This is a genomic window from Lysobacter sp. ESA13C (genome assembly GCF_019970005.1).
Classification (GTDB): Bacteria; Pseudomonadota; Gammaproteobacteria; order Xanthomonadales; family Xanthomonadaceae; genus Lysobacter; species Lysobacter antibioticus_B.
This window is the reverse complement of the sequence record NZ_JAHXYK010000005.1, coordinates 498,479-514,528: the sequence shown is the minus strand read 5'-3', so window position 1 is coordinate 514,528 and position 16,050 is coordinate 498,479. Positions and strand designations below refer to the sequence as shown.

The following is a 16,050-nucleotide window of genomic DNA, read 5'->3' as shown; positions in this document are numbered from 1 at the left end:
GCCGCTTTAGTGGCGGAAGCTTTTAGCGTTTGACCTTGATCTTGCTGATCGAGAAGCCACAAGCAAGTGCAGAGCTTCCGTCCGCTCACGCGGCCGGGTTACTTTCTTTTGCTAAGCCCAAAAGTCCGTCTGGATTCCCTTCGGTCAAAGGTAACCAAAGAAAAGGGCTCTCCTTGCAAGGGCACAGGCCACGAGTGCGATGCCAGCGCCGGGATTTTTCGATAGGACATCCTTGTCCTATCGAAAAACGGCGCACGTCCTGTGCGCCGCCCTCCGGGTCTACGGTTACATCGCGAGCTCGGTACTGCGCCAAGCTTGCACAGCAAAAGCAAGACAGCAAAACAGCCGGCTTAACGGTGCAATCGCGAACGCGAACCGCGAATTGTTTCATTACTGCACAAATCCGCCCCGAATCCTGGGGTCACCCCTAGTCCCCCGCAAGCCAGCGCAACTGTAAAGTCGCGACCATCCTCACAGTTGCGCCCAAGCCATTCATGACCGGTGTCTACGCCACCCAGGGCCCGTCGCCCACCCTGCCCCAACCGCAGAACCAACCCCAGACTCATACCGTCGTCAACGACCAGAGCGTCGTCGAAATCGCCGCCCTCTACGGCATCACCCCACAGGCGCTGCGCCAGGCCAACCCGGAACTGTTCCAGGACAAGGAACGGCGGATGGAAGCCAGCATGACCGGCAAGGGCGATCCGATCTTTCACGGCGACGAGCTCAAGATCCCCGCGGCGACGATGAGCGTCACCGAAGAAACCATCGTCACCGACTTCGACCCGACCCACCCCACCGCCTCCAGCGAGTACGGCGTGGAGGTCAGCGACGGCAGCCAGCGCGGCGGCATTTCCTGGAGCCCGGGCAACGGCAGCGTCAAGCTGACCCAGGGCAGCACCGTGCCCGGCCCCGGCGGCATCGAGATGCGCCAGGATTCGGAGATCGAGGTCAAGCAGCAAAACAAGGACGGCAAAACCGAGTTCGAAGTCACCGCCGTGTTCTCGGTATCCGGCGCTGCCGGCGCCGGCAACAAGAGCGTCGATGTCGAAGGCAGCGCAGGCGCAGGCCATCGCCTGCGCTACAAGGTCGTATTGCCGGGCGAGAACCAGAACCCGCAAACCGCCGCCAAGGTGAATCCCTTCGACCCGACCACGATCCCGGTCGGCGCCACCGTAACCCTGGACTCGCAGAACTTCACTCAGACCCAGTTCTCCGCGGCGTTCCAGAAGCTCTTCGACGACGCCTTCCCGAAGGGCCCGCGCTTGGGCGTGACCACCGACGGCGAGAACAAAGTCGCTACCGGTTCGGCCTACAGCGTCACCCGCACCAGCGAAACCAGCGTGCGCGTCGATATCGGCGCACTGCAGGCGATCGAGCAAAAGAGCGGCGTGCTGCCGTCGATCAACTTCGGCCCGCTCAGCCTCGATCTCGGCCCGGGCATCCAGGCCAACAAGGGGCATTCGGTGCTGCGCACGGCCGAGTTCGACCTGTCCAAGCCCGACGGCCAGGCCGCCTACGCCCATTTCACCGCCACCGGCGAAGTCGCCGCCCAGAACGACGGCGTCAGCAACGTCGCTACGCTCGAGCGCTACAACTTCTCCGACCAGTTGCGCTTGAACGGCGAAGTCTCCTACGAGCAGGGCGACACCATGGCCCGCGCCTACGCCTCGTTCGGCGGCCCGCAAACCACCTACGGTTACGTCAAGACCAGCTATCCGGACGGGTCTTACAGTTACACGATCACCCCGCCGATGCGCGGCAACGACGACCCGCCCCTTCAGGTCGTCTGCCACTACGACGCCCAAGGCAACGAGATCGCCTCCGAACGTACCTACGAGTACAACCTCAAGGTGCCCACCGACGCCGACGCCAAGACCTGGAACTACATGCTCACCGGCGACATCAAGGGCAATGGCCCGGTGCAGGTCGGAAAGGACGCCAAGGTGACGTTCACCGAAGCGCAGATGCAGGCCTTGATGAAGCAGACCAACATCACGGCCCACGCCGAAGGCACCCTGCCCGGCAATAGCGCCGAGAGACTCGGCGAGTACAAGGACCCGTTCCAGTTCGGCATGACCCTGGGCCGCATCCTCGACTCCGACCCCCACCGTCTGACGATGGACCTGTTCTTCGTTTCCGACGGCGCCGACGGCAGCATCGCCAACAACGACCGGGCGCGGATCGACATGACCATCGAGTGATGGCTCGCAGCCGACGCTGCGGACCATCGATCGCGCGCCCCCAGGAAAGGCCCCGCCGATGCGGGGCCTTTCTCGTCATCCTCGAAAGTCTGTGCGATCAAAATGCAGGCAGCGCCTCGCATTGCACTGCAGCGGCCTGCATCGCCGCCGGCGTGGGCAAAACCCTGGATATCGGCGCCGGCGCCGGCACCGGCACGCTGACGCCTGGCGTCGGCGCGCACGCGGGCAGCGGCGGTGCGAGCGGCCAGGATCGCGTCTGCGCAACGGTCGACGAAGCGGACGGCAGGCTCCGCATGAAGTCGACGGTCTCGGTAATCCAGCCGCGGTTCTCACCGACGTTGTGCGAGCACATCACCGGGCTCCAGACGATGAAACCCGAAGCCTTCGCGCCCAGTTGATCCAATTGCCGACGCCAGCGATCCGCGGGCAGGTACGTGGGCTCGGGATCGCCGCCGCAGGTCGCCTCTTCCTGCGGCCGGATATAGGGAATCAGCGGCTTGCTGGAGTTGACGTTGCGAGCGGAGACCACGCGATTGTCGAGCCGGCGTTCCCAGGTCGCCTGAGTCAGCGTGGGAGCCGTGTACAAATGCGGGAAGAAACCGTCCTGGTATTGCGACAGATCGCGTGCGCAATCGAGGTACTGATCGCTGTTCGGCCCGAGCAGGTCGTAGGCGCCGATCATGTGGCCGGGCGCTGCTTCCTTGGCCCAGAGGAACAGCTGGCGCCAGAGTCTGTAGCGTCGATGCGCTTGTGCGGCATCGACGTTCTTGATCCAGATGTTCTCGAAGTCGAGCACGACCGGCCCGCGGTGCACCGCGGCGGCCCGTACCGCGGCCTGGAACTCGGCCTTAGGCGGCAGCTTGTCGTCGGCGGTACAGGCGATCCACTCCTGTCGCTGATACAGGATGTTCGCCTTGACCAGCCCGGCCTCGCCGACCAGATCGACATCCTGGTAGTGAGTATTGTCGTAGGCATGGAACGGTGCGGCCGCCGGCTGCTGCGCGTTCGCGGTGAGCTGCGGCGCTGCGAACATCGTCGTAGCGGCCAGGAACGCCAATGGGCTGGCCAGCGAGTGTCGCCGTATCTTCATTGCGGATCGTCCTTTGCGGGTTCCCGCGCAACCGTCGTTGCGATGCGCGCGAAAGCGATGGGGGATCCGAATTCTAATCACGCGCCAGAACGCAGGCCGCGTGCCGCTTCACAGTGCGCAACGAGCGTAGCCTGCCTCGCGGCCAAACAAGGAGCCCCGCGATCGCTCGCGGGGCCTTCGCCTTGCAGATTCGACTATCGCGATGGATCCGGCCGATCAGTTATCGGGATCGTTGGCAAGCTGACGGATCACCAAGCCTTGGTTGTACAGCGCCAGGAAATCGCCTTGATCGGTGATGTACCAGGCCATGCCCGGGTACGGTGCGCCGATGACGCCGCCGCGGCTGGTCCACAGCACCGCATCGTCGGAGATGCGCAGGACATTGAACACCGCGAAGGGCTCGAAGACGGTCTTGTAGCCGCCGCTGCCGTGGGTCTGGCTGTTCCACAGCGGGCGCGAGTCGGCGACGCGGTAGAACACCAGGTTGCCGTCGCCCTGCATGGTCAACCGGTACTGCAGGTTGTTGGAATAGATCGATTGCCCGGCCCACAGGGTCGTGCCCTCGGGGATCTGTTTCAGCGCCGATTGAGCCAGGGCCGATTGCGACACCGTCAACAGCAGGCACAAAGCCAACATATGCAGGAAACCTGCGGTCACCTTTTTCATCGATACGCTCCACTCCATGGGGAGGCTCGACTTCAGCGAACCACGCGCGCACGATCAAGCATTCGAGCCACGAATCGGCTGCATGCAGATGCCAATCGTGACCGATTCGGGATCGCGTCCGTGATCGTCACTCGCCACGAACGACGCGGGCAGATCCCCCATCGCGTGCATTTCCAGGCACGGCCTTCGACCAGGGGTTACGGCTCGCCCCGCAGGGCATGCACGCATACCAACGGGCCACTGTCGAACCTGTCGCGGACCGTTCGGATCTCGACGAAACCCTGCGCGGCCAGCCGCTCGGCGCATGCCGTAGCGATCGAATCGAGCTGCGATTCGTTCGGCGGCTGAAACACCAGGCACAGCGCGCCACCGGGCTTGAGCACGCGCGCCAACACCCGCAACTCGGCCGTCGGCCGCAGCCAGAAGACATTGACGTTGACGGCGAATGCCTTGTCGAAGCTGTGCGCCGACGATTCGAAGCAAGCCAGCTCGGTGGCGAGAAACACGGCCTTACCGGATGCGATATGAGCGGCGTTGCGCTTGGTCGCGGTCGCGATGGCCGTGGGCGAACGGTCGATCGCGGTGATCCGCCCGCGTTCGAGGCGTGGACAGACCAACGCCACGGCGGCGCCGTTGCCGCAACCGATTTCGAGCAATTCGTCGGCGCCGGCCGGATCGAGCCGCTCGACCGCCCAGCCGATTCGATCCGGGGTTCTGGCTGGCATCCGTGGCCTCCGTGCGTACCGAACAAGCTTGCAATCAGGAACTGCAATCAGCGTCGATGGAACGAACGGCAGCGATGGCCTGGCCTACGATCTCCAAGCCGGAACGGGTCGCCGCGTGCGATGCGCCAGCGAATCCGAACACCAGGCCGCCACGCTCGCTCGCACCGTACTTCGACAAGGGGTGAACCACCACGCCGGCGCGCGCGCATTCGGCGGCGACGGCGCGATCGTCGATCGCCAGACCCGGCTTGAACAAGGCGGCGACATGCATGCCGGCGGTGGCGGGGCCGAACTCCAGTGCCTCGGCCAACGCACGGGCCTGCTCGAGGAAATCCAAACGGCGCTCGTCGTAGATCGTGCGGGTCTTGCGCAGGTGGCGGGCCAGATGGCCTTCGTGAATGAAGGCCGCCAACACGCCCTGCATCAGCAAGGCGGTATGGCCATCGGCGACATGTTTGGCATCGACGAAGGCCGCGACCAAGGGCTCGGGCACGATGGCGTAGGCGATACGCAGCGCCGGAAACAGGATCTTGTTGAAACTGCCGACGTAGATGACGCGTCCGTCATCGTCCATGCCTTGCAGGGAGGCGATCGGCCGGCCTTCGTAGCGGTAGTCGCCGTCGTAATCGTCTTCGATGACATAGGCGTCGTGTTGCCGAGTCCAGTCGAGCAAGGCCTGGCGCCGCTCCATCGACATTTCGTAGCCCATCGGATACTGGTGCGCGGGCGTGACGTAGGCCAGGCGCGCATCCGGCGCCAACCTGCGGCCCGCGGCGACATCGAGCCCCTGTTCGTCGACCGGCACCGGCACGACTTGCAGGCCGGCCGCACGCAGGCAGTGCTGCACCGGCTGGTAGCCCGGCGTTTCCGCCCAGGCGAGGTCGCCGGTATCGGCCAATACTTTTCCGGCCAGTTCCACCGCCTGCTGCGTGCTGGTGACCACGATCACCTGCTCGGGCGAACAGCGCGTGGCGCGCATCGCCGAGGCGTGCGCGGCGATGGCCTCACGCAACGCGGGCAAGCCGTTGCTGGCACCGTAAGCCCAGTACGCGGTGCCGGCCCGGGTGGCCTCGCGCTGCAGCAGACGATTCCACACCGCGCGCGGAAACAGGTCGATCGGCGGCAGCGAAGGCGTGAACGGGACCGCCGACGCCGGCTGGTAATGGCCGGGATAACTCCGCAGCGCAATCGCTCGCCGCGACAATCGACGTTCGCCCTCGGCAGCCGCGGCCTGCGTGCTGCGCTTGGCTGCGAGTGGACGCGTATCGCGTTCGGGCAGACTTGCGGCGACGAAACTGCCGGCGCCGCGGCGGCGCACGATATAGCCGTCGGCGACCAACTGACCCAGTGCCCAATCGACGGTGTTGCGGGCGACGCCGAGGTCCTGGGCCAGGACCCGGCTCGACGGCAGGCGCGCATTCGGTGCCAGCGCGCCGCTGACGATGGCGCTGCGGATGCGCTCGCAAATACGTGCGTACGCAGGCTGGCCCTGTCCCGTCTCGAGACCGGTGACGTCGACGGAGAATACCGAACCGGCATGCTTGGCCATGCCGCGCATACTAGCCCTTGATGCGCGCGTGCTCCATCGTCCAGTGGGTTTCCCGATGACGGCCGCCGTCCTGCGAGAACGCCTGCTCCCGGTGCTCGGCGCGTCCAGCGGAAACCGACCGCGCGCTTGCCGTCCAACCCGATACCTCGACATCGGCACGGCACCGACGCGGTGGCATCGCCGCCGATGCCAGAATGGCCCTTGCTGCGCTGCAGGCGCCATCGCATGGTGCGGTCACCGCTCGCAGGTCGAGCCCGCCGACACCGAGCCCAACGATGATCGCCGCCCCTCTCCTTCGCATCGGCCTGTTGGCCGCCAGCCTCGCCGTCCTGCTCGCATTCGATGCCCAGGCCGCTCAAGCCGCGCCTACGCCCGCGAAGAACGCCGCCAGCGCCACAACGCCGGATGGACAGCACGACTTCGACTGGGAGATCGGCGCCTGGACAACCCGGGTATCGCGGCTGCAGAGCCCGCTCAGCGGCAGCCAGACCTGGGTCGAGCTGGAAGGCACCACCGTGGTGCGCAAGCTGTTCGACGGCCGCGCCAACCTCGCCGAGCTCGACATCGCAGGCCCCTCCGGTCGCATCCAAGGCATTTCGTTGCGCCTGTACGAACCGCAGACGCGGCAGTGGAACATCAACTACGCCAGCCTGCGCTCGGGCACGCTGACCGCGCCGATCGCCGGCGCCTTCAAGAACGGGCGCGGTGAATTCTTCGGACGCGATAGCTTGGATGGCCGGCCGATCCTGGTTCGCTTCGTCATCGAATGCGCGACGCGCGACGTCTGTCGTTTCGAGCAGGCTTTCTCCGCCGACGACGGCAAGAGCTGGGAACTGAACTGGATCGCGACCGATAGCCGCATCGCCGACTCTGCGCCCCATTGAAGAGCGAGGCCCCGCTGAAGAACAAGGCCCACCGAAGAGCCGTTGCCGGCGTTCGCTCCTTGCCGTAGCGTTGCCGCTCTGAAGCGGCGGACGATCCGCCGCCTTCGTTGCCCGACGGCACAAGGCGCATGGCCCGCAACCCGCATCGCCACATGCAATGGTTCCAGCAAGCGCCGTGCCCGGCGCTGCGGCCGTTCGTGCGGCGTTTCATGGTGGTGGAGTTCGCCGCCGACCACGCCGATACCCACCTGCCCGATACCGGCAGCGTGGCCGCGTTTACGTTTCGCGGCCGCTGTCGCATCGACGGCGGGCGCTGGGTGCCGCAAGCGGCGTTCACCGGTTTGCGCGACACCTTGCGCGCGCACGACCACCACGCCGGGCATTCGGTGCTGCTGGCCGCGTTCACCCCGGTCGGCGCGGCCGCGTTCCTGCGGCCCTCGCAGGAGGCGTTCAGGGGCGCCACGACCGACCTGAGCGAGTTGCTCGATCGCGCCGACGAGCTCGAACGCCTGCACGAACGACTCGCCAGCGCATCCGATCATCGCCAGCGCGTCGCGCAGTTGCAGCATTTCCTGTTGGCGCGCTTACGCGAAAGCGCACCCGACCCGCTGATGGCGGCGGCGGTGAGCTGGCTCGAACGCCGGCCCGCCGGCCATCGCATCGACGCGCTGACCCGTCACATCGGCCTGAGCCAAAGCGCGCTGGAACGGCGCTTCCGCCGCGTGGTCGGGGTGACCCCGAAGAAATTCGCCTCGATGCTGCGGCTGCAACACGCGGTGCGCCTGCAGGCGACAGGCCTGGATCTGACCGAGGTCGCACTGGCCGCCGGTTATTACGATCAAGCCCATTTCAACCACGACTTCCGCCGTGCGACCGGCAGCGCACCGGCCGCCTTCTTCGCTGCACGCGAACCGGCCTGAGCGCCGATTTTTTACAAGCCGGCGCACCGGCTTCGCGGCAGCATGCGCGCATGGTCGCCGTCCGCCCTTACCGCCTCGCCCGATTGCGCGCCGCGCTGCTTTCCGCCGCGCTATGGCCCGCGCTCGCGCTGTCCGCATCGGCGGCGACCGTCCCTCTACCTGCGAGTCCCTCCATGACTGCCATGAATACCTTCGTCGTCCTGTTCCGTCGCGATGGCGGCCCCTTGTCCGAAGCCGAACAACTCAGCCTGGGCCGCGACATCGGTGCCTGGGCGCGTCTGCACAACGAGGCCGGGCAAAAGCTTGCCCCGCGCATCCTCGCGCCCGAAAGCCGGCACATCGGCCCGCACCGCGACGCCGTCCAGGCCGAGCCCATGCCGATCACCGCCCTGCTGTTCCTGGAAGCGCGCGACCTCGACGAAGCCGCCCGCGTCGCCGAATCCCACCCCGGCATGCGCCACGGCTTCACCGTCGAGGTGCGTGCGTGGTCGGCGCCGAATCCCGCCGCGGCTGCGGCCAACGCGACGCCGTAAGCGCCGCAGCTCCCGGCCCGGAGGCGCGGATTGCCTTAGTGCCGACCGTCTTAATTCTGCAACACGACTGCCACACACTGCCGCAGGTCCGGATCCGCGAGCGCGGCACCGGGCATTGAAGCGACCGATCGACGGTCCGCAACGAGGCGAGACGAGAACGATGGCGAGACCCTTGATCCGCGGCCTGATGCTGGCCCTGCTGCTCGCCCCGTTCACGGTCCTCGCGCAGTCCGCCTACATCGATATCGAGCAACGCCTGAGCGCGGAACAACTCAGCGAAGTCGGCCTGTCGCCCGCGCAACTGCAGTTGCTCAACCGCATGTTGCGCGAAGCCAGCGATAAAGACCCCGCCCCGGCCGTCGCCGCGACGTCCGCGGCGCCCACCGCATCGGCAATGGCGGGAACCGGCCAGCGCAGCGCCGTGCAATACATCGGCCTCGACGACCAACCGATCAAGAGCCGCCTCAAGGGCGACGTGGCGGGCTGGGAGCCGGGCACCGTGTTCGAACTCGACAACGGCCAGCAATGGAAAGTGCTCAAGGGCAGCATGAAGCTGCGCAAGCCGCTGACCTCGCCCGAGATCATGGTCGTCCCCGGCGTCGCCGGCCGCTGGTTCCTGCAGGTCGACGAGGACATGCCGAAGGCGCGGGTGTATCGGATCGATTGATGAGGGCTGCGCGAGTTCGATCGTGCTACGCAGCCCCTGCAGGAGCGGCATGAGCCGCGACCGCGGGACATGCAGAGAGACAAGGCCGACGGCATTCATCGAAACGGGGCGCTTACGCCGGGTAGGAGCGATGCAAGTCGCGACCACGGGACGCGCAGAAACAGCTACGCCGATGTTGTTCATCGAAAGCGGCGTACCGTCGCCGGGACTGCGAAATACCCCACCGCGAGATTCTCCTGCCAATGGCCTAGTCGCCCGCAGGCTCACCCTCCCTCCGCCAACATATCGATCAATGCCCGCGACGCCGCCGACAAACGGCGATGCGGGGCGTAGATCACCGAGAACGGCCTCGAGCGGCCGCGCAACTGCGGCAGCAATTCGACCAGGCGGCCTCGCCGCAGCCGGTCTTCGACGATGAAGTCGTAGCTCTGGCAGATGCCGATGCCCTGCTCGGCCAGCGACACCACGCCCAGCACGTCGTCGGATACCAGCATCTGCGATGCCGGCATCCAGTCGATATCGCTGCGCTCGCTGCCGGCGCCCTGCCCGCTGCGGAACAGCCAGTTCGCGACACGGCCGGTGCTCGGCATCACGAAGGGAATGCAGACGTGCCGGCGCAGGTCTTCCAGGGCGCGCGGCAAACCTGCGCGTTCCAGGTAGGCCGGCGACGCGACCAGGCACAAGGCCGCGTCTTCGAGTTTGCGCGCGACCAGACCGCTGTCGGGCAGTTGGCCGAGACGTATCGCCAGATCGAAGCCCTCGGCGACCAGGTCGACGTTGCGGTTGGCGATGTTGAGTTCGATCTGCACCTGCGGGTACCGAACGGCGAAGCGCTGCAACAGCGCCGGCAACCGGTAATGACCGTAGGTGGTCGGCACGCTGAGGCGCACGCGCCCGCTCAGTTCGCCGTCCTGGCCCTGGATCGCGCGCTCGGCGTCGTCGATCAGGGCGAAGGCGGCGCGCGAATGCTCCAGGTACACACGACCGGCCTCGGTCAGGCCCTGGCGGCGGGTGGTCCGGCGCAGCAATTGGCTGCCCAGGCGGGTTTCGAGCCGGCCGATGGCGCGACTGATCACCGACGGCGTGGTCGACAGCGCTACCGCGGCCGCGGTCAGGGAACCGTGCTCGACCACGGCAACGAAGGCTTCCACATCCCCGAGGTGGTCGAATCGCCGGCTCATTCTTGCCTCTAAAGAACAAATCATTTCCCGGCTGAGGATTTTATCGCCGCCAGGAGACGCAATACAGTGCCCATCACCTACCTCCCCTCAGGAACACGCATGTCCCCGAACCCTGCCGCCGGCCTCAAGCCGGTCTTGTTCGTCCTCACCAGCCACGGCCGTAAAGGCGACAGCGGCCAGTCGACCGGCTACTACCTCGGCGAGGTCACTCATCCGTTGGCCGAACTCGAGGCCGCCGGCATCGCGGTCGAGTTCGCCTCGATCCAGGGCGGCGAACCGCCGGTGGACGGCGCCGACGTCGACGACGCCATCAATGCACGCTATTGGAACGACCCGCGCTTTCGCGAAGCCGTGCGCCAGACCTTGCCGCTGCACGACGCCGATGCGTCCCGCTATTCGGCGATCTTCTTCGCCGGCGGCCATGGCGCGATGTGGGACTTCCCGAACAGCCCGGCGGTGCAGCGGGTCACACGCGAGATTTACGAGGCAGGCGGCGTGGTCGGCGCGGTCTGTCATGGCCCGGCCGCGCTGGTCGAGGTGACCTTGAGCGACGGCGCCTATCTGGTCGCCGGCAAACGCGTAAGCGCGTTCACCGACGATGAGGAGCGCGCCGTGAAGCTGGAAGGCGTGGTGCCGTTCCTGCTCGCCAGCCGGCTGAGCGCACGCGGCGCGCAGCATCAGCCGGCGCCCGACTGGACCTCGCAGGTCGTCGTCGACGGCCGCCTCGTCACCGGCCAGAACCCGCAATCGGCCAGCGCCGTCGGTGCGGCGATGCGCGAGCTGCTGCTCGCCCCGGCCTCCGCCTGACTCTCCTCATACGGACTACTACGATGAAACCGATGCAAAAACTCGTGGCCGCGATCGCTCTCGCGCTCAGCTTCGGCAGCGCCCACGCCGGCAATGTCCTGGTGGTGCTGTCCGATGCCGATCGCCTCGACCTCAGGGACGGCAAGACCTTCGCCACCGGCTTCTATCTCAACGAACTGATGCAGCCGGTGAAGCTGTTGCTCGATGCCGGCCACCAGGTCACCTTCGCCACGCCGCAAGGCCGGGCGCCGACCGTGGACCGCTCGTCGATCGACCCGATGTACTTCGGCGGCGACACCGAGGCCTTGAAGACGCACCAAGCCCTGCTCGATCGCCTGGCGATCACCGCGAAAGATTCATCGCCGGTGCTCAGCCTCGCCCGCATCGAACAGATCGGCTACGGCCGATTCGACGCGGTCTACATCCCCGGCGGCCACGCGCCGATGCAGGATCTGTTGCACAGCCCGGCGCTCGGCCGTCTGCTCGGCGCTTTCCACCAGCGCGGCAAGACCACCGCCCTGGTCTGCCACGGTCCGATCGCCCTGCTCTCGACCCTGCCGCAGGCTCGACAGTTCACGGCGCAGTTGGCGGACTCCGGCAAGGCCGCCGCGCCGACGCAGTGGATCTATGCCGGCTACCAAGTCGCCGTGATCAGCAACCAGGAAGAAGAGCTGGCCAAGGCCGCGCTCGGCGGCGGGGCGATGAAGTTCTATCCGCAGACCGCGCTGCAACAGGCCGGCATGGTTTATCGCAGTAATACCGCACCGTGGAGCGCGAACGTCGTGGTCGATCGCGAGTTGATCACCGGGCAGAACCCGGCCTCGGCGGTCGGTGTGGCGAAGGAACTGCTGTCGCGCTTGAAGTAAGCCGCAGCGCAAGGCCGGCGTCGGGCCCGGCGCCGGCCCTGAGAATCACCCCTTGCAATCGCCGTGGCGACTGCACCCGCACTGCCGGCTATTTTTTCCCCCGACATGTCACGTTCCCGGTGGCTGGTTCGTCAGACCTATGACGATGCAACACACACCCAGCCACGAGGAACGACGACATGCATACGCAAGCACGAATGAACAACCCGGCCCTGATCCACGCGGACACGATGAAAGCGCTGTGGGCGCTGAAAGCCTCGACCGAGAACAAGGGCGTAACGGCTCGGACGCTGATCCTGATCGAGCTGCGCGCCAGCCAGATCAACGGCTGCAGCGTCTGCGTCGACATGCACGCGCGCGAGGGCAAGAAGGCCGGCGAGAGCGACGAGCGTTTGTTCGCGGTGTCGGCCTGGCGCGAGGCGCCCTATTTCAACGAGGCCGAGCGCGCCGCGCTGGCGCTGACCGAGGCGTTGACGCGGATCAGCGACCGTCCCGATGCGGTCTCCGACGAGATCTGGAACGAAGCCGCCAGGCACTACGACGAAGCTTCGCTGGCCGCGCTGGTCGTGTCGATCGCCAACATCAACGTGTGGAACCGGCTCAACGTCGCGGTGAAGCAGCCGGTCGGCGCCTGGAAGGCCTGATCGGACGCTTACCGCGGATAAACGAACGGCGGCCCGAGGCCGCCGTTCGCCGAAGCCGATGAGGATTGAAGCTCAGCCCATCACGGCACGGCGCGACTCGGTCTGCACCGGCGTTTCGGTCTGCGCGACCTGGGCCACGACCGGCTGTTCGGCCGGCTGCGACAGGGCGCGCGATTGATCGAGAAACACGCGACGGTTGCCCGGATCGTCGAGCCCGCCCTGGACGACGAAGAAGCCGGCGCCGTTGTTGCTCGCCACCACGTGATCGATCCGGTCCATGCCGTGTGCGCGCGCATCATGGGCGGCATGGGTCGCGGCGTTGCGATAGCCCTGCTCGCCCTGGAAATCCAGGGTGCGACTGTCGATGCCCTGCAGGCCGCGCAAGGCCTGGCCGTACAAGGCGTGGTTCGGGTGATCCGGATTCGCAGGCGACGTCGCAGGGTGCGCGTCGCGGCCGGAGTGCAGCGGCGTCACCGCGGCGGTGCCTTGCGGATACAAGGTCGGCGACGCCATCTCCTGCGCCTTGATCACCGCATCGATGTAATGCACGTCGATGCCGTGCTTGATGCCGTTGCCCGGAATCATCCGCCGCCAGAACGATTGCGGGTCGGGATCGGGCAGTTCGATCTTGTGGCCGACCGCGTCCGGCATCGCCCACTTCAGCGGAATGCTGTGCTCCTGCAGGTCGGTCAGGATTTCGTTCTTGACCGCATAGCGCCGGACCTGGCCGCTGTCGGTCACCTCTTCCTTGGCGCGGTCGGCATCGATGCCGATGCGTTCGAGGGTCTTGTCGTGCACGCCCGCCGAGTTGAAGGTCACCGCCGGAATGCCGCTGCTGATCGAAGCCGCGCCGGCCAGGCCGCCGCCGAGCGAGTGGCCGGTGATGACGACTTCGTTGCCGAAGGCGACGCGCGCTTCGCGGGCGAGCGCGATGGCCTGGTTGTACTGGGCGTCTTCCAGGCCCACGCCCTGGCGCAGATTGGTCAGCCAGTCCTTGCCTTCGTCGGTGCCGGAATAGGCGAGAACGTAATGGCCCTTGTCGTCGCCGTAGATGCGCGCCAGGAAACCGCTGTCTTCGTTCTTCAGCGTGGCCGGGTCGATGCCGGCGTCGCGCAGCTGCTCGGCATTCAATGGCTTGAAGCCATCGATGCCGGGACCTTCGTCGTACAGGTCGGCCATCAGCCGCGCCAAAGTCTTGTCGATCGGCTTGGCGTCCTGGCCTCGGACTTGCTCGGCAAACGACGGTTCACCGCCGCTGGCGGGACGCGCGGACTGCTCGCTCATGATTCGATCTCCCTGAAATCCCTGGAATCCTTGAAACCCCTAACTACCGAGTGCGGCGCGGCGGCGATCACTCCCCTGATCCGCGCGCCACGCGCTGCCAGTTGCGGCAGCGCTCAGCCGCCGCTTTCCACCGCGACGCCGTGCTCGCGCAACCAGGCCACCAGCGCCTCGCGATCCTGGCGGGTCTGCGCGTTCAACAGGCTCGGCGGGGTCATGAACAGATAGCGCTGGAAGGTGACGTTCTGGCGATTGCGCGCATCGGCCTCGGCGCCGGCCTTGAGCAAGTCCAGCGCGCGATTGGGTTGGTTGATCTTGCCGGCCACGTGCAGGGCGGTATTGCCCAGGCGGTCGACGTGATTCGGGTTGGCGCCGGCTTCGAGCAAGCGATGGAACTGCGCCGAGCGCTCGCCCATCAAGGCCGCGCTGAGCGGGGCCGAGCCGTTTTCGCCGTGCGGGGTGTCCGGCGCTGCGCCGTGCGCGAGCAGGACGTCGAGATAAGCCGGATCGTTGGCCATCGCCGCCATGTGCACCACCGTGCCGCCGTCGATGCCCGGTTCGGCCGGATCGGCCCCGGCTTCGAGCAAGGCCTTCAGGCCGTCGAGGCTTTGATTGAGCACCGCCCATTCGAGCAGGGTGACGTTCTTGTCGCCATGCGTACGCAGGTCCACGCCCGCGGCCAAACGCCGGATGTCCGCGCTGTCGCCGGCGGCGACCGCCTCGGCCAGTTCGGCCACGGCCGGATCGGCGAACACCTCATGAATATCGACTACTGCCATCTTGCACTCCTCCTGAGCACTGCCTACCCCATAGGCCCGCTGCATGGCGGGACGTCGAACGACGCGCGCGGAACGTATCCCCTACCGTAGCGTCTTGCGACATACGGTGTCGTACCGTGCCTGGGCCAGCCTAGCAAGAACCGTGAGAGCCCGCAGCCGAGGCGGACCGCGGTCACAAAATCAGGCCAGGTCGCTCGCGCACGACGATCCTGGCACTGCGGTATGCCGCCGGCATGACAAGGCCTTGCTGGCTATCGCGGCCGCTGCGGCCGAAGCGAACCGCGCCTCAGCGCGAATAGGCTTCGGCGCAGGCCTGCAGGCGCGCGACGCCGCCCCATTGTTCGAAGCGACGCTGCGCCGCCTCGTCGATGCGTTGCGGGGTCATGAAGGGGTTCGCGGTGTCGCGGGTGCCCGGAAAGATCAACACGATCGCCCGCGGCACGGTCCAGCCTCGGCCGCTGAACTCACCGCGGCCGCGTACCTCGCGATAGTTGGCCGGCAAGGCGCTGCGACCGAGCAGGCGTCCGTTGAGCGCGATCGAGGCCTCGCCGAGTTCGCGCGAAGGACCGCTGTCGCCGACCACCGCGAACACCGGCTGATCGCTGCCCGGCTTCATCGCCACCGCGAGGTCGCCGACCTTGGCCCGGCTGGAAAACGGCGACGGGCTCTTGGGAATCACCAGCGCCGGGGTCACCAGAGCATCGACATAGGTCTGGATGTCGCAGGCGTCGCCGCCGCCCGGCTTGCGCAACGAGGTCGCCGAGACCAGGAAGCCGTCCACCGCCGGACAGGGCTTACCGTCGCGGAACGGAATGATCGCCGCAGAGATCTTGGTGCGCCGCAACGCCTCCGCCGGCCAGCCGGCCGCGGCGGCCTGTTGCGTGGCGATACGGCGCGCTTTCAGTCCGGCGCTGGACAGACCGGCGCAGGCATCGCTCATCGCATTGCACAGATTGTTGAGCGCACGGGTCTCGCCCCAGAAATCCTCGACACTGTAGGAACGGCGGGTGCCGTCGGTGTTGACGTTGAGGCCTTCGACGAACAGCAGCGCCGAACCTTCGCGGTCCGACCAGACCGCGGTCTGGCCGCCGCGCGCATTGCCGTCGGGCTGCAGGAAGGAACGGCTCATCGCGCATTCGGCCGCTCGCGCCGGCCCGGCGACCAGCAACAGGCCGCAGGCCGCCGCGGTCGCGATCAGCAGTTTCTTGATGAACAGGTGCGAGTGCGTGGCCATGGCCGTCTCCTGTGCCGACC

Annotated in this window: 16 protein-coding genes; 8 read left to right on the top strand and 8 right to left on the bottom strand. The window is 66.7% G+C overall.

Features of this window, described 5'->3' with window-relative positions; genetic code table 11:
• The first annotated feature begins 494 nt into the window (after positions 1-494).
• Positions 495-2,204, top strand: coding sequence for a LysM domain-containing protein (locus LC490_RS13590; protein WP_223620471.1), 1,710 nt, complete (start codon positions 495-497; stop codon positions 2,202-2,204).
• Positions 2,205-2,301: 97 nt separating this feature from the next.
• Here LC490_RS13590 and LC490_RS13585 read toward each other — a convergent pair whose 3' ends face one another.
• From LC490_RS13585 to LC490_RS13570, 4 genes are all read right to left on the bottom strand, one after another.
• On the bottom strand, positions 2,302-3,294 hold the full coding sequence (locus LC490_RS13585) for a hypothetical protein (RefSeq protein ID WP_223620470.1): 993 nt from the start codon (positions 3,292-3,294) through the stop codon (positions 2,302-2,304).
• A gap of 216 nt (positions 3,295-3,510) precedes the next feature.
• Entirely contained in the window at positions 3,511-3,960 is a 450-nt protein-coding gene (locus LC490_RS13580) for a hypothetical protein (RefSeq protein WP_031374315.1), read from the bottom strand.
• Positions 3,961-4,157: 197 nt separating this feature from the next.
• Complete coding sequence (locus tag LC490_RS13575) at positions 4,158-4,685, bottom strand: class I SAM-dependent methyltransferase (RefSeq protein ID WP_223620469.1); 528 nt, start codon at positions 4,683-4,685, stop codon at positions 4,158-4,160.
• Positions 4,686-4,719: 34 nt separating this feature from the next.
• Complete coding sequence (locus tag LC490_RS13570; RefSeq protein ID WP_223620468.1) at positions 4,720-6,234, bottom strand: PLP-dependent aminotransferase family protein; 1,515 nt, start codon at positions 6,232-6,234, stop codon at positions 4,720-4,722.
• 275 nt (positions 6,235-6,509) lie between these two features.
• On the opposite strand from LC490_RS13570, the gene LC490_RS13565 reads away from it, so the two are divergent.
• From LC490_RS13565 to LC490_RS13550, 4 genes are all read left to right on the top strand, one after another.
• Entirely contained in the window at positions 6,510-7,118 is a 609-nt protein-coding gene (locus LC490_RS13565; RefSeq protein WP_223620467.1) for a hypothetical protein, read from the top strand.
• 128 nt (positions 7,119-7,246) lie between these two features.
• Entirely contained in the window at positions 7,247-8,038 is a 792-nt protein-coding gene (locus LC490_RS13560; protein ID WP_223620466.1) for an AraC family transcriptional regulator, read from the top strand.
• A 173-nt stretch (positions 8,039-8,211) separates the two neighbouring features.
• Positions 8,212-8,571: a hypothetical protein gene (locus LC490_RS13555; protein WP_223620465.1), complete on the top strand. Its 360-nt coding sequence runs from the start codon at positions 8,212-8,214 to the stop codon at positions 8,569-8,571.
• Positions 8,572-8,731: 160 nt separating this feature from the next.
• Positions 8,732-9,238 (top strand): hypothetical protein, encoded by a 507-nt coding sequence (locus tag LC490_RS13550; RefSeq protein ID WP_223620464.1) that lies wholly within the window; start codon positions 8,732-8,734, stop codon positions 9,236-9,238.
• Between the two features lie 263 nt (positions 9,239-9,501).
• Here LC490_RS13550 and LC490_RS13545 read toward each other — a convergent pair whose 3' ends face one another.
• Positions 9,502-10,419, bottom strand: coding sequence for a LysR family transcriptional regulator (locus LC490_RS13545; RefSeq protein ID WP_223620463.1), 918 nt, complete (start codon positions 10,417-10,419; stop codon positions 9,502-9,504).
• A 99-nt stretch (positions 10,420-10,518) separates the two neighbouring features.
• Here LC490_RS13545 and LC490_RS13540 point away from each other — a divergent pair, with 99 nt between their 5' ends.
• The 3 genes from LC490_RS13540 to LC490_RS13530 all read left to right on the top strand — a co-directional run bounded on the left by LC490_RS13540 (position 10,519) and on the right by LC490_RS13530 (position 12,736).
• On the top strand, positions 10,519-11,226 hold the full coding sequence (locus tag LC490_RS13540) for a type 1 glutamine amidotransferase domain-containing protein (RefSeq protein WP_223620462.1): 708 nt from the start codon (positions 10,519-10,521) through the stop codon (positions 11,224-11,226).
• A 23-nt stretch (positions 11,227-11,249) separates the two neighbouring features.
• Positions 11,250-12,092: a type 1 glutamine amidotransferase domain-containing protein gene (locus LC490_RS13535; protein ID WP_223620461.1), complete on the top strand. Its 843-nt coding sequence runs from the start codon at positions 11,250-11,252 to the stop codon at positions 12,090-12,092.
• Between the two features lie 179 nt (positions 12,093-12,271).
• On the top strand, positions 12,272-12,736 hold the full coding sequence (locus LC490_RS13530) for a carboxymuconolactone decarboxylase family protein (protein ID WP_031374325.1): 465 nt from the start codon (positions 12,272-12,274) through the stop codon (positions 12,734-12,736).
• Between the two features lie 72 nt (positions 12,737-12,808).
• Here LC490_RS13530 and LC490_RS13525 read toward each other — a convergent pair whose 3' ends face one another.
• The 3 genes from LC490_RS13525 to LC490_RS13515 form a co-directional block, all read right to left on the bottom strand.
• Positions 12,809-14,020, bottom strand: coding sequence for an XVIPCD domain-containing protein (locus tag LC490_RS13525; RefSeq protein ID WP_031374326.1), 1,212 nt, complete (start codon positions 14,018-14,020; stop codon positions 12,809-12,811).
• Between the two features lie 113 nt (positions 14,021-14,133).
• Entirely contained in the window at positions 14,134-14,796 is a 663-nt protein-coding gene (locus LC490_RS13520) for an ankyrin repeat domain-containing protein (RefSeq protein ID WP_031374327.1), read from the bottom strand.
• Between the two features lie 286 nt (positions 14,797-15,082).
• Positions 15,083-16,030 (bottom strand): glycoside hydrolase family 75 protein, encoded by a 948-nt coding sequence (locus LC490_RS13515; protein WP_223620460.1) that lies wholly within the window; start codon positions 16,028-16,030, stop codon positions 15,083-15,085.
• Between the last annotated feature and the right edge of the window lie 20 nt (positions 16,031-16,050).

What these genes read in the sequence shown, in the direction of transcription:
- LC490_RS13590 (WP_223620471.1), top strand. Translation starts at nt 495, where the DNA reads ATGACCGGTGTCTACGCCACCCAGGGCCCGTCGCCCACCCTGCCCCAA.
- LC490_RS13585 (WP_223620470.1), bottom strand. Translation starts at nt 3,294, where the DNA reads ATGAAGATACGGCGACACTCGCTGGCCAGCCCATTGGCGTTCCTGGCC.
- LC490_RS13580 (WP_031374315.1), bottom strand. Translation starts at nt 3,960, where the DNA reads ATGAAAAAGGTGACCGCAGGTTTCCTGCATATGTTGGCTTTGTGCCTG.
- LC490_RS13575 (WP_223620469.1), bottom strand. Translation starts at nt 4,685, where the DNA reads ATGCCAGCCAGAACCCCGGATCGAATCGGCTGGGCGGTCGAGCGGCTC.
- LC490_RS13570 (WP_223620468.1), bottom strand. Translation starts at nt 6,234, where the DNA reads ATGGCCAAGCATGCCGGTTCGGTATTCTCCGTCGACGTCACCGGTCTC.
- LC490_RS13565 (WP_223620467.1), top strand. Translation starts at nt 6,510, where the DNA reads ATGATCGCCGCCCCTCTCCTTCGCATCGGCCTGTTGGCCGCCAGCCTC.
- LC490_RS13560 (WP_223620466.1), top strand. Translation starts at nt 7,247, where the DNA reads ATGGCCCGCAACCCGCATCGCCACATGCAATGGTTCCAGCAAGCGCCG.
- LC490_RS13555 (WP_223620465.1), top strand. Translation starts at nt 8,212, where the DNA reads ATGACTGCCATGAATACCTTCGTCGTCCTGTTCCGTCGCGATGGCGGC.
- LC490_RS13550 (WP_223620464.1), top strand. Translation starts at nt 8,732, where the DNA reads ATGGCGAGACCCTTGATCCGCGGCCTGATGCTGGCCCTGCTGCTCGCC.
- LC490_RS13545 (WP_223620463.1), bottom strand. Translation starts at nt 10,419, where the DNA reads ATGAGCCGGCGATTCGACCACCTCGGGGATGTGGAAGCCTTCGTTGCC.
- LC490_RS13540 (WP_223620462.1), top strand. Translation starts at nt 10,519, where the DNA reads ATGTCCCCGAACCCTGCCGCCGGCCTCAAGCCGGTCTTGTTCGTCCTC.
- LC490_RS13535 (WP_223620461.1), top strand. Translation starts at nt 11,250, where the DNA reads ATGAAACCGATGCAAAAACTCGTGGCCGCGATCGCTCTCGCGCTCAGC.
- LC490_RS13530 (WP_031374325.1), top strand. Translation starts at nt 12,272, where the DNA reads ATGCATACGCAAGCACGAATGAACAACCCGGCCCTGATCCACGCGGAC.
- LC490_RS13525 (WP_031374326.1), bottom strand. Translation starts at nt 14,020, where the DNA reads ATGAGCGAGCAGTCCGCGCGTCCCGCCAGCGGCGGTGAACCGTCGTTT.
- LC490_RS13520 (WP_031374327.1), bottom strand. Translation starts at nt 14,796, where the DNA reads ATGGCAGTAGTCGATATTCATGAGGTGTTCGCCGATCCGGCCGTGGCC.
- LC490_RS13515 (WP_223620460.1), bottom strand. Translation starts at nt 16,030, where the DNA reads ATGGCCACGCACTCGCACCTGTTCATCAAGAAACTGCTGATCGCGACC.